Source organism: Streptomyces sp. NPDC057543 (assembly GCF_042801895.1).
GTDB lineage: Bacteria > Actinomycetota > Actinomycetes > Streptomycetales > Streptomycetaceae > Streptomyces.
In genome coordinates this window covers 1-12,377 of the sequence record NZ_JBHVFF010000054.1, presented here as the reverse complement: position 1 = coordinate 12,377, position 12,377 = coordinate 1, and the positions used below count along the sequence as shown (strand labels likewise).

The window sequence follows — 12,377 nt, the reverse complement described above, 5'->3', positions numbered from 1 at the left end:
GAGATGAAGGACGGGACGGACGGCAGCGCGCGCTGAGATGCGCGCACCGGGGTCAATCGGCTAGCAAGAGCGCATGGCGGTGTTCGTCGCGCTCGGCGCGTTCCTGATGACCCTGGCCGGCGGCTGGGTCGCCCAACGCGTCACCGACCGCCGCCACCTGGTGCTCGGCTTCGCCGGCGGACTGATGCTCGGCGTGGTCGGACTGGACCTGCTGCCGGAAGCCATCGACGCCGCGGGCGACCCCGTCTTCGGCGTCCCCGCCGCGCTGCTGCTCTTCGTGGGCGGCTTCCTCGTCGCGCACCTGGTGGAGCGTCTGCTCGCCGTACGCCAGGCGGCACACGGCGCGGGCGAGGAGCGGGTGCCGCAGGTCGGACTCACGGCAGCGGCGGCGATGGTCGGCCACAGCCTGATGGACGGCGTCGCGCTCGGCGCGGCCTTCCAGGTGGGCGCCGGCATGGGAGCCGCCGTCGCCCTCGCCGTCATCACGCACGACTTCGCCGACGGCTTCAACACCTACACGATCACCAGCCTGTACGGGAACGCCCGCCGCAAGGCCCTGCTCATGCTGTTCGCGGACGCCCTGGCACCGCTCGTGGGCGCGGCGACGACGCTGCTGTTCACCCTTCCGGAGGAACCGCTCGGCTGCTATCTCGGCTTCTTCGGCGGCGCACTGCTCTACCTCGCCGCCGCCGAGATCCTGCCCGAGGCACACCACGAACACCCGGCCCGCTCCACGCTGCTGTGCACGGTGGCCGGGGTGGGCTTCATCTGGCTGGTGGTGGGCATCGCGGACTGACCACCGGGCCGCAGCCGGGCGCCTCACAATTTCCCGCCCCGCCCGCCGTCGCGCGGCGCGGGCGCGATCAGCGTCGACAGATACGGCAACGGCCCCTCGGCCAGCTCCGCCGCCGGCCGGATCGACTCCTCGGGCAGCCCGAGCGCCGAACCCCACACCGCGTCCTCGGTACGCCCCGTCTCCCGCAGCGCCGTGGCCACCTCCGCCGCCAGTCGCCCGAACTTGTACGCGACGACCGTCCCGGGACCTTCGAGTGCCTCCTTCAGCACCGCGGCCCCCGCGGTCACCGGCACCAGCGTCAACGGCTCCGTACCCTCCGTCAGCACCGCGCCGCTGCGGGCGGCCAGATCCTGCATGGCCGTGATCCCCGGCACCGTCTCCACGGCCGTACCCGGCAGCAGCTCACCTATCGTGTGCGCGAGATACGTGAACGTCGAATACACATTGGGGTCACCGATCGTCGCGAACGCCACCGAACCATGCGTACGCAGCAGTTCGGCGACCCGCTCACCCGCCGCGTCCCAGGCCGCTTCCCGGCGTGCCCGGTCGGTCCGCTCATTGAGCGCGAACACCACCCGTACGACCTTGTCGGCCACCACGTAATGCAGCACGGTCGCCTCGGCCCGCCCCCGTTCACCGGTGTCCATCACCGGCACGACGACGACCGCGGCAGCGCGCAGCGCGTTCACACCCTTGACGGTCACCAGCTCCGGGTCACCGGGCCCGACACCGACGCCGACCAGCCTGCGCGTCACGTCACCGTGGTTCATCCCTTGCACCTCTCAACGAATCGGCGGGCCATAGCGGGCGACGAAGCCCCATGCGTATGCAGATAACTCGCGTGCACGCCCCGCTGCACGAACCCCTCCACGCGCCGCTCCGGCTGATGCAGGCCCCATGCCGGTTCGGCCCCGGCGCCCGGCTCCAGCACGGTCCGGTGGAACTCGTGCCCGCGCACCCGCGTCCCGGGTGCCGCCAGCACGCTGTCGGAGACCGCCACGGCCTCCCGGTAGCCCAGCGTCAGCCGCTCGGACATCCGCGCCTCGGCATCGAGGACCCCGCACATCGGCAGCCCGTCGAGCGACCGCGCCAGATACAGCAGCCCCGCACACTCGGCGGCCACCGGAGCCCCGGAGGCCGCCAGCTCCGCGACCGCCTTGCGCAACGGCTCGTTGGCGGACAGCTCGGGTGCGTACACCTCCGGGAACCCGCCCCCGACGACGAGCCCCCGAGTCCCCTCGGGCAGCACCTCGTCCCGCAACGGATCGAACGGCACGACCTCGGCCCCGGCGGCGGCGAGCAGCTCGGTCTGCTCGGCGTAGGAGAACGTGAACGCGGCCCCGGACGCGACGGCGACCACCCCGGAGCCCAGCTCCGGCTTCCCCGCCCCGCCTGCGCCCACCGCCTCCACCGCGTCCCACGCCTCACCCGGCACCTCGGGCGCCGACCGTGCCAACGCCATCAGCGCTTCCAGATCGCACCCCGTCCGCACCCGGTCCGCCATCGCCGCGACAGCGGCCACCGCGTCGCCCCGCCGCTCGGCCACCGGCACGAGCCCCAGATGCCGCGACGGCACAGCCACCTGCTCCGCCCGCCGCAGCACCCCCAGCACCGGCACGCCCGACTCGTCCAGCGCGTCCCGCAGCAGCGCCTCGTGCCGCTGCGAGCCGACCTTGTTCAGGATCACGCCACCGATCCGCACCCGCGGGTCCCACGAGGCGAAGCCGTGCACCAGCGCGGCCACCGACCGCGACTGCGACGACGCGTCGACGACGAGCACCACGGGCGCCCGCAGCAGCCCTGCGACCTGGGCGGTCGACGCCAGCTCACCGTGGCCCGACGCCCCGTCGTACAGCCCCATCACCCCCTCGACGACCGCCAGATCGCAGCCGCGCGCCCCGTGCGCGAACAGCGGAGCGACCAGTTCCGGACCGCACATGTACGCGTCGAGATTGCGCCCCGGCCGCCCGGTGGCCAGCGTGTGGTAGCCGGGGTCGATGTAGTCGGGCCCGACCTTGTGCCCGGACACGGCGAGACCCCGGCCCGCGAAGGCCGCCATCAGCCCCGTGGCCACGGTGGTCTTGCCGCTGCCCGAGGAGGGCGCGGCGATCACCAGACGCGGAACGTTCACCGCGGGCCCCTCACCATTCGATGCCCCGCTGACCCTTCTGACCGGCGTCCATCGGGTGCTTCACCTTCGACATGTCGGTCACCAGGTCGGCGGCCTCCACCAGTTCCTGCGGCGCGTTGCGCCCGGTGACGACCACATGCTGGGTACCGGGACGGCTCCGAAGCACCTCGATCACCTCGTCGGTGTCGACCCAGCCCCAGTGCATCGGATACGCGAACTCGTCGAGGACGTACAGCCGGTACGTCTCGGCGGCCAGGTCGCGCTTGACCTGCTCCCAGCCCTCGCGCGCCGCCTCCTCGTTGTTCAGCTGCTTGTCGCGCTGCACCCACGACCAGCCCTCGCCCATCTTGTGCCAGGCCACGGACCCGCCCTCGCCGCTCGCCCCGAGGACCTTCAGCGCGTTCTCCTCGCCGACCTTCCACTTCGCCGACTTGACGAACTGGAAGACCCCGATCGGCCACCCCTGATTCCAGGCCCGCAGCGCGAGCCCGAAGGCCGCCGTCGACTTCCCCTTCCCGATGCCGGTGTGCACCACCAGCAGCGGACGGTTGCGGCGCTGACGGGTGGTGAGCCCGTCGTCCGGCACGGTGGTCGGCTGTCCCTGCGGCATTACGCGGCCCTCCTGCTGGTTCCCTGAACGTCCTTGACGAGCCCGGCGATCGACTCGGCCCGCAACTCGTCGAGCGTGACGGCGGTGCCGCCGAGATCCCGTGCGAGGCCGGTCGCGAGGCCGAGCCGTACGGGCCCCGCCTCGCAGTCCACGACAACGGACGCGACGCCCTCCGCCTCGTGCAGCCGCGCCGCCCGCGTCGCCAGCGCCACCGGCTCGGGCCCCCCGGTCGCCCGCCCGTCGGTCACCACGACCAGCAACGGCCGCCGCGACGGATCACGCAGCCGCTCCACCCGCAACACCTCGTGCGCCCTCAATAGCCCGGCCGCGACGGGCGTACGCCCACCGGTCGGCAGCATCTCCAGCCGTGCCGCCGCCGCGTCCACCGACGAGGTCGGAGGCAGTACCACCTCGGCGTCCTTGCCCCGGAAGGTGATGAGCCCGACCTTGTCCCGCCGCTGATACGCGTCCAGCAGCAGCGAAAGGACCGCACCCTTCACGGCACTCATACGCTGCCGGGCGGCCATCGACCCGGACGCGTCCACGACGAAGAGAACGAGGTTTCCCTCGCGTCCCTCCCGGGTCGCCTGCCGCAGATCGTCCCGCCGGACCACCAGCCCCCGCCCCGACCGCCCCCGCGCCCGCTGATACGGGGCGGCGGCCTGCACGGTAGCCGCCAGATGCAGCTTGGTCAGGGCGCCCTGCGGACGCCGCGCACCGGTCGTACGTCCGTGCTCGGTACGCGCCCGGGACCGCCGCCCCGCCGCGCCCTCGCCCAGACCGGGCACACTCAGCATCTTCGTACGGAACGGCTCACCGGCCCGTACGGGCTGCTGCTCGCCGCCCCCCGAGGACCACCCCTGTCCCTGCTCCTTGCCCTGTTCGGGCACGGACTGCGCGGGCGTGTCGCCGGCCCCGCCCTCGGGCTGCGGCGGCGTGTCGGGTCCGTCGCCCCGCGGCGGCCGGCCGCCGCCACCCGGGCCGTCCGGGTCCGGATCGTCGTCCTCGCCGCTGTTCTGCTCCAGCGTGTCGTCGAGCTTGTCCTCGTCGAGCCCCGGCGCGTCGAAGGGGTTGCGCCGGCGCCGGTGGGGGAGCGCGAGCAGGGCCGCCTGTCGTACGTCCTCGGCCAGTACATCGGTACGCCCCGCCCAGGCGGCCAGCGCCGTGGCGGTCCGGGCCATCACGATGTCGGCCCGCATCCCGTCGACCTCGAAGGCCGCACAGGTGGCCGCGATCTGGCGCAACGCGCCGTCACCGAGCCGCACTTGGGGCAGCAGTGCACGCGCGGCGACGATCCGCGCGCGCAACACGCCTTCCTCGTCGGCCCACTGGGCGGCGAAGGCGGCGGGATCGTCGTCGTACGCGAGCCGACGCCGCACCACCTCGACCCGCAGATCGGTCTCACGGGAGGCGGCGACCTCGACGGTCAGCCCGAAACGGTCGAGGAGCTGAGGCCTGAGCTCCCCTTCCTCGGGATTCATGGTCCCGACGAGCAGGAAACGCGCGGCGTGCCGTACGGAGACACCTTCGCGCTCCACGTACGAGGCACCCATGGCGGCCGCGTCCAGCAGCAGGTCGACCAGGTGGTCGTGGAGCAGGTTGACCTCGTCGACGTACAGAATCCCGCGATGCGCTTCGGCGAGCAGCCCGGGCTCGAAGGCCTTCACGCCCTCGGCGAGTGCCCGCTCGATGTCGAGCGCCCCCACGAGCCGGTCCTCGGACGCACCGACGGGCAGCTCGACCGTCCGCGCCGCCCGCGCCACGCCGGACCCGGCCTCGTGGGGCCCGTCGGGACACGCCGGATCGGGCGAGTCCGGGGCGCAGGAGAACCGGCACCCGGGGACGACGGCCACCTCCGGCACGAGTGCGGCCAGCGCCCGCACGGCGGTGGACTTGGCGGTCCCCTTCTCGCCGCGCACCAGCACCCCGCCGACAGCCGGCGAGACGGCGTTGAGGAGCAGCCCGAGCCGGAGGTCGTCCTGTCCGACGATGGCGGTGAAGGGATAGGAAACACTCACGCGTTGATCACTCCTTCGGGTGATGCCGGGACGAATGGCCGGTCGTCGGGCACGAGGTCGGTGAGAGCGAGGACGTGCTCCTCGCGGACGTGGGGATGTTCCGAGCACGAGATTGCCCTCACGGCCATCCCATGTGTGCTCCTCGCAGTTGCGGGAGTGTCCGGGGCGTTCAAGCGTCCCCCTCCAGATCACCCTCGAGCTCGAGGTAGGTCGCCCGGAGCCGGTCCAGGGTCTCCTGGTCCGGCTCCGCCCAAAGCCCCCGCTCCGCCGCCTCCAGCAACCGTTCCGAAATCCCGCGCAGCGCCCAGGGGTTGGACTTCTGCATGAACTCCCGGTTCTCCGGGTCGAACACGTACTCCGCCGACAGCCGCTCGTACATCCAGTCGTCGACGACCCCCGCCGTCGCGTCGTACCCGAAGAGGTAGTCCACGGTCGCGGCCATCTCGAAGGCACCCTTGTACCCGTGGCGCCGCATCGCCGCCATCCACCGAGGATTCACCACCCGCGCCCGGAAGACCCGGTGCGTCTCCTCGCCGAGCGTGCGCGTCTTCACCTGGTCCGGCGTGGCGCTGTCGCCGACGTACGCCTCGGGCGACTCGCCGGTCAGATGCCGCACCATGGCGACCATGCCGCCGTGGTACTGGAAATAGTCGTCGGCATCGACCAGATCGTGTTCACGCGTGTCCACGTTCTTCGCCGCCACCGCGATCCGCCGGAACGCCGTCTCCATGTCCCCGCGGGCCGCCCGCCCGTCGAGCCCGCGCCCGTACGCGTAACCGCCCCACACCGCGTACACCTCGGCCAGGTCCGCGTCCGACCGCCAGTTCCGCGCGTCGATCAGCGGCAGCAGCCCCGCACCGTACGCTCCCGGCTTCGAGCCGAAGACGCGTGCGGTGGCCCGGCGCCGGTCGCCGTGCTCCGCCGTGTCCTCGTCGGCGTGCGCCCGTACGTAGTTGGCCTCGGCCGGCTCGTCCAGCTCCGCCACCGCCCGTACCGCGTCGTCGATCAGCCCCACCACGTGCGGGAACGCGTCCCGGAAGAACCCGGAGATCCGCACCGTCACATCGATGCGCGGCCGCCCCAGCTCGCTCACCGGCACGACCTCGAAGCCGGTCACCCGCCGCGACGCGTCGTCCCACACCGGCCGGCAGCCGAGCAGGGCCAGGATCTCCGCGATGTCGTCGCCCTGCGTACGCATGGCCGAGGTGCCCCATACGGTCAGGCCGACCGACTTCGGGTAGCCGCCCGTGTCGGAGAGGTACCGGGCGATCAGGGAGTCCGCGAGGGACTGGCCGACCTCCCACGACAGCCGGGACGGAATCGCCTTCGGGTCCACCGAGTAGAAGTTGCGCCCGGTCGGCAGCACGTTGACCAGACCGCGGGTGGGTGAGCCCGACGGACCCGCCGGTACGAAGCCGCCGTCCAGCGCCCGCAGAATGTGGTCGATCTCGTCCGTCGTCCGGGCCAGCCGCGGCACGACCTCCTCGCACGCGAAGCCCAACACGGCCACGGCGTCAGGGAGTTCGAAGCCGAGGACGTCCCGTACCAGCCCCGCCGCGGCGGCGAGGTCCCAGCCGCGCTCCTCCATGCCCTCCGCGAGCCGGCGGCACAGCTTCTCCAGCAGATCGATCGCGTCCGCACCGGTGCGCGCCGGTCCGTCGACCAGTTCGGTCAGCTCGGCCGGCACCTTCACCGCGGCGCCCGGCTCGGCCAGCAACTCCTTCTCGCTGAGCCCGAAGTGCCCGGCGATCGACGCCCGCAGCCCCGGCAGCGCGTTCGCCGTGCCGCCCCACACCTGGGAGGCGCGCAGCACCGCCAGCACCAGGTTGACCCGCGCCTCGTCGACGGGACCACCGCCGAGGATGTGCAGGCCGTCGCGGATCTGGACGTCCTTGATCTCGCAGAGGTAGCCGTCGATGTGCATGACGAACGAGTCGAAGTCGTCGTCGCCGGGCTGCTCGTCGACATGGAGGTCGTGGTGCAGCTCGGCGGCCTTCACCAGAGTCCAGATCTGCGCCCGCACCGACGGCGCCTTCGTCGGGTCGAGATCGCTGACCAGCGCGTACTCGTCGAGCAGTTGCTCCAGTTTGGCCAGGTCGCCATAGGTGTCGGCACGCGCCATCGGCGGCACCAGATGGTCCACCACGGTGGCGTGCCCGCGGCGCTTGGCCTGGGTGCCCTCGCCCGGGTCGTTGACGATGAACGGGTAGATCAGCGGAAGTTCGCCGAGCACGGCATCGGGGCCGCAGCCGGCGGACAGGCCGAGGCCCTTGCCCGGCAGCCACTCCATCGTGCCGTGCTTGCCCATGTGGACGACGGCGTCCGCGCCGAAGGAGTTTTCCAGCCAGCGGTACGTCGCCATGTAGTGGTGCGACGGCGGCATGTCCGGGTCGTGGTAGATCGCGATCGGGTTCTCGCCGAAGCCGCGCGGCGGCTGGATCAGCACCACCACGTTCCCGAACTGCAACGAGGCGAGGACGATGTCGTCCCCGTCCACGTACAGCGAGCCCGGCGGCTCGCCCCAGTGCTCCAGCATCGAGTCGCGCAGTTCCGGCTCCAGCTTCTCGAACCAGGACCGGTAGTCGGCGAGCGGGACGCGCGCGGGGGCGGCGGCGAGCTGCTCCTCGGTCAGCCACTCGACGTCGTGGCCACCGGCGTTGATGAGACGGTGGATCAGCTCGTCGCCGTTGTCGGGGTGCCCGTCGACCTGGTAACCGGCGTCGCGCAGGGCGTCCAGGACCCGCACCGCCGACGCGGGCGTGTCCAGGCCGACGGCGTTGCCGACGCGGGAGTGCTTGGTCGGGTAGGCGGTGAAGACGAGGGCGAGCTTCTTCTCGGCGTTCGACCTGTGCTTGAGGACGGCGTGACGTACCGCGATTCCGGCGACGCGCGCGGCGCGTTCGGGGTCGGCGCGGTAGACGGGCACGTCGTCGGGGCCCTGCTCCTTGAAGGAGAACGGCACGGTGATCAGCCGGCCGTCGAATTCCGGGATCGCGACCTGCATCGCGGCGTCCATGGGGGAGAGCGCCGCGTCCGAGGCGTCCCACGCGGCGCGCGAGGAGGTCAGGCACAGGCCCTGGAGGACGGGGATGTTCAGCTCGGCGAGCGCGCCGATGTCCCAGGCCTCGTCGTCGCCCCCGGCGGAGGCGTCCGACGCGCGGGTGCCGCCCGCCGCGAGGACCGTGGCGACCAGGGCGTCCGCCCTGCCGAGCAGCTCGTAGAGACCGGCGTCCGCGCCTCGCAGCGAACCGCAGTACACGGGCAGGGCGTTGGCGCCGCGCGCCTCGACCGCGTCGCACAGGACGTCCACGAACGAGGTGTTCCCGGACAGCTGGTGTGCCCGGTAGAAGAGCACCCCGACGGTCGGGCGGCCCTCGACGAACGCGCGTCCGCCGTGCAGCCCCCACTCGGGCATCTGCTGCGGCTCGGCGAAGCCGTGACCGGTCAGCAGGACGGTGTCGGACAGGAAGCGGGCCAGCTCCACGAGGTTTCCGGGACCGCCCTCCACGAGGTAGCGCAGTGCCTCCGCGACCACACCGGCCGGTACGGACGACTCGGCCATCAGCTCCGCGTCCGGCACGGCCTCGCCGCCCAGCAGCACGGTCGGGATGCCGGACGCCTTGAGGACGGCCAGCCCGTCCTCCCAGGCGCGCTTGCCGCCGAGGAGGCGGACGACGGCGACGGAGGAGCCCTCGATCAGTGCGGGGAGTTCCTCGCGGGCGTCGATGCGGGTGGGGTTGCCGATCCGGTACGGCGCACCGCAGGCGCGGGCGGCGAGGAGGTCCGTGTCGGCGGTCGACAACAACAGCACGGTGCTCGTAGGGGCGTTCATGCGCGTGCTCCAGGTGCTCCGGGGGCGATGAAGGGAAGTCCGGACGGTGCGCCCGACTCGATGAGCCGCAGCAGCGCGTCGGTGTCCGCGTGTTCTTCGATGAGGTCGCCGAGGCGGTCGAGCTGTTCCTCGCGCAGCGCGGCGAAGCAGGTGTCGGGGGCGGGGACGAAGCGCCGGCCGGCGGCCCGCGCGACCTCGGTCAGGTAGCGGCGGCGGAACGCGTCGCTCTCCAGCGCGCCGTGCCAGTGGGTGCCGTGGACCGAGCCGACCCGACACCCGTCGAGGCCACGTCCTCGGCCGTCGGAGACGAACGTTTCGCCGCCGTGCACGTCCGCGACGCCGTGGTGGATCTCGTACCCCTCGACGGGCGCGCCGAGCGCCTCGCCGACGGGGCGGGCGAGGGTCTTCTCGCGTTCGAAGCGGATGCGTACGGGCAGCAGGCCGAGGCCGTCGACGTGCCCGGCTCCGGACTCGACCTCGTCCTCGATGTGTTCGCCGAGGAGCTGGTAGCCGCCGCAGATCCCGAGGACCGGCCGGCCCTCGGCGGCGCGCCGCACCAGGGCGTCGGCGAGGCCGCGCTCGCGCAGCCAGGCCAGCGCCTTCACGGTGCCGCGGGTGCCCGGCACGATGACGAGGTCGGCGTCGGACAGCTCCTCGGCGCGGTCCACGAACCGGACGACGACACCGGGTTCGGCGGCCAGCGCGTCGACATCGGTGAAGTTCGACATCAGGGGTACGGCGCACACCGCGACGCGCAGTACGTCGTCGCCGTGGGGCGGCGCGACGACCGATTCGCGTACGGTCCCGCGCAGGGAGACCCTCATCCCGTCCTCCTCGTCGATGCCGAGGCCGTGGGCGAAGGGCAGTACCCCGTACGTCTGCCGCCCGGTGATGTCGCGCAGCATCTCCAGGCCCGGCTCCAGCAGCGAGACATCGCCGCGGAACTTGTTGACGAGGTAGCCGGCGATCAGCGACTGGTCCTCGGCGTCGAGCAGCGCCGTCGTACCGAAGAACGAGGCGAAGACGCCGCCGCGGTCGATGTCGCCGACGACCACCACCGGGAAGCGCGCCGCCCGTGCGATGCCCATGTTCACGATGTCCGTGCGCCGCAGATTGATCTCGGCCGGACTGCCCGCGCCCTCGCAGATCACGGCGTCATACGTGCCCCGAAGCTGTTCCAGACAGTCCACGACCGTGGAGAGCAGCGCTTCCTGCCGGCCTCCGTGGTAGCCGCGCGCGCTCATCTCGCCCACGGGTCTGCCCATCAGGACGACCTGGCTGGAGCGGTCGCCGCCGGGCTTGAGCAGGACCGGGTTCATCAGCGCGGTCGGCTCGACCCGGGCGGCCTGGGCCTGCATGGCCTGGGCGCGGCCGATCTCGGCACCCTCGCGGGTGACGAACGAGTTCAGCGACATGTTCTGTGCCTTGAAGGGCGCCACCTTCACGCCCTGGCGTACGAGCCAGCGGCAGATTCCCGCGGTGACGACGCTCTTGCCCGCGTCCGAGGTGGTTCCGGCGACCAGCAGTCCGCCGCTCATGTCCGTCTCCGTCCTGCGATCGAACGTGCTGCCATCGAAATTCCTGCGACCGAAGTCCCTGCGATCGAGCGTTCCGCCATCGGGCTTTCCGCGATCCGCCGCACGGCGAGGGCCACGCCCAGCCGGCCCGCCACGCACACGCCGAGGGCCAGCGCACTCACCCGGCGCGACAGCCGTACCGCGCGTTCGATGTCCGGGGTCTCCACCGCCCGGCCCGTCTCCCCGTTGAGGACGGGACGGTGCTCGACGCGGCCGCCGTACGCGAGCGTCCCGCCGAGCCGTACGCCGAGCGCACCCGCGAACGAGGCTTCCACCGGGCCCGCGTTGGGGCTCGGGTGCTTGGCCGCGTCCGCCCGCCACGCCCGTACCGCTCCACGTGGCCGCCCCCCGGAGGCCACGGCGAGCAGGGCGGTGAGCCGGGCGCCGGGCCAGCCCGCGAGGTCGTCGAGACGCGCTGAGGCCCAGCCGTAGCGCCGGTGGCGGGGCGACTTGTGGCCGACCATGGCGTCGAGCGTGTTCGCGGCCCGGAAGCCGACGAGCCCGGGGACACCGGCCAGCGCACCCCACACCAGGGCGCCGACCACGGCGTCCGAGGTGTTCTCCGCCACGGACTCCACCACGGCGCGGGCGATCTGCGGCCCGTCGAGGGAGTGCGGATCGCGCCCGCACAGATGCGGCAGCCGCTCGCGGGCGCGGTCGATGTCACCGGCGGCCAGGGCGTCGCCGATGGTCCGGGCCTCACGCCCCAGGGAGGTACCGCCGACGACGGACCAGGTGGCGGCCGCGGTCAACGCGACAGAGGCGGCGGGGTGGCCGCGTAGGGCACGGGTGAGCAGCGCGGCGCCACCCGCGGCGCCTCCGGCGCAGACGAGGGTGTGCAGCGCGCCCCACCCGCGGTGGTCGCGCCACAGCCGGCGCTCGACGTCGGCCGCGGCCCGCCCGAAGGCGGCGACCGGATGCCCCCTGCGGGGGTCACCGAGCAGCAGATCGCCGATCAGACCGGCTGTGGCGCCGTACGCGAAGATGCGGTCGGCACGCACGGCTCAACCGGCCGTTACGCCTCGAAGGAGTTTCGTACAGGCGGCTCTCGACGAGAGCGCCACAGCAACGGACGCACGGCAGCCAGGCATGGCGATATGTCCTCACTCAGGGTCCGCGCCCTGGTTCGACGTGACCGGCGACGAGAGTCTCCTGGCTCCCGGATCCGCAGTTCCCCCGGCCTTCCAGCCCGCTCGCGCGTGCCGTGACTTCCGGTGTGGGGGACTGCTCCCCGGTGACAGTGGCGGGACCGCGCCGGATTCGCACCGGCTTCCTCTGCTGTCGCCGTAATTGGCTCCGGCAGTCCACCACGCTCCGCGAACGCCCGTCAACTTGCCGTTGACCTGCGACGGTGCAGTGTGCTGAGGCCCACACCGGGCCGGGCGCAGCACTTCGGGCCGGACACACGTCGTG

8 protein-coding genes and 1 riboswitch are annotated in these 12,377 nt (G+C 72.6%); of the genes, 1 reads left to right on the top strand and 7 read right to left on the bottom strand.

Annotation, left to right across the window (positions count from 1 at the left end):
• Window positions 1-73 precede the first annotated feature (73 nt).
• Window positions 74-796: a ZIP family metal transporter gene (locus ACFU8Q_RS12195; protein ID WP_384451568.1), complete on the top strand. Its 723-nt coding sequence runs from the start codon at window positions 74-76 to the stop codon at window positions 794-796.
• A gap of 23 nt (window positions 797-819) precedes the next feature.
• Here ACFU8Q_RS12195 and cobI read toward each other — a convergent pair whose 3' ends face one another.
• The 7 genes from cobI to ACFU8Q_RS12160 form a co-directional block, all read right to left on the bottom strand.
• A complete protein-coding gene (gene cobI, locus ACFU8Q_RS12190) occupies window positions 820-1,566 on the bottom strand; it encodes a precorrin-2 C(20)-methyltransferase (RefSeq protein ID WP_384451565.1) in 747 nt (248 codons plus the stop codon).
• On the bottom strand, window positions 1,563-2,927 hold the full coding sequence (locus ACFU8Q_RS12185; protein ID WP_384451562.1) for a cobyrinate a,c-diamide synthase: 1,365 nt from the start codon (window positions 2,925-2,927) through the stop codon (window positions 1,563-1,565). The genes cobI and ACFU8Q_RS12185 overlap by 4 nt, the downstream gene beginning before the upstream one ends.
• A gap of 10 nt (window positions 2,928-2,937) precedes the next feature.
• Window positions 2,938-3,537 carry a cob(I)yrinic acid a,c-diamide adenosyltransferase gene (gene cobO / locus ACFU8Q_RS12180; RefSeq protein ID WP_384451559.1) on the bottom strand — a complete coding sequence of 200 codons (600 nt, stop codon included), beginning with the start codon at window positions 3,535-3,537 and terminating at the stop codon, window positions 2,938-2,940.
• The gene (locus tag ACFU8Q_RS12175) at window positions 3,537-5,555 is read right to left on the bottom strand and encodes a putative cobaltochelatase (RefSeq protein WP_384451557.1); all 2,019 of its coding nucleotides are present in this window, start codon (window positions 5,553-5,555) and stop codon (window positions 3,537-3,539) included. The genes cobO and ACFU8Q_RS12175 overlap by 1 nt, the downstream gene beginning before the upstream one ends.
• Before the next feature lie 169 nt (window positions 5,556-5,724).
• A complete protein-coding gene (gene cobN / locus ACFU8Q_RS12170) occupies window positions 5,725-9,387 on the bottom strand; it encodes a cobaltochelatase subunit CobN (RefSeq protein WP_384451554.1) in 3,663 nt (1,220 codons plus the stop codon).
• Window positions 9,384-10,925 (bottom strand): cobyric acid synthase, encoded by a 1,542-nt coding sequence (locus ACFU8Q_RS12165; RefSeq protein ID WP_384451552.1) that lies wholly within the window; start codon window positions 10,923-10,925, stop codon window positions 9,384-9,386. The genes cobN and ACFU8Q_RS12165 overlap by 4 nt, the downstream gene beginning before the upstream one ends.
• Window positions 10,922-11,965, bottom strand: coding sequence for a cobalamin biosynthesis protein (locus ACFU8Q_RS12160; RefSeq protein WP_384451549.1), 1,044 nt, complete (start codon window positions 11,963-11,965; stop codon window positions 10,922-10,924). The genes ACFU8Q_RS12165 and ACFU8Q_RS12160 overlap by 4 nt, the downstream gene beginning before the upstream one ends.
• Window positions 11,966-12,109: 144 nt before the next feature.
• Window positions 12,110-12,241, bottom strand: a riboswitch (cobalamin riboswitch).
• Window positions 12,242-12,377: the final 136 nt, after the last annotated feature.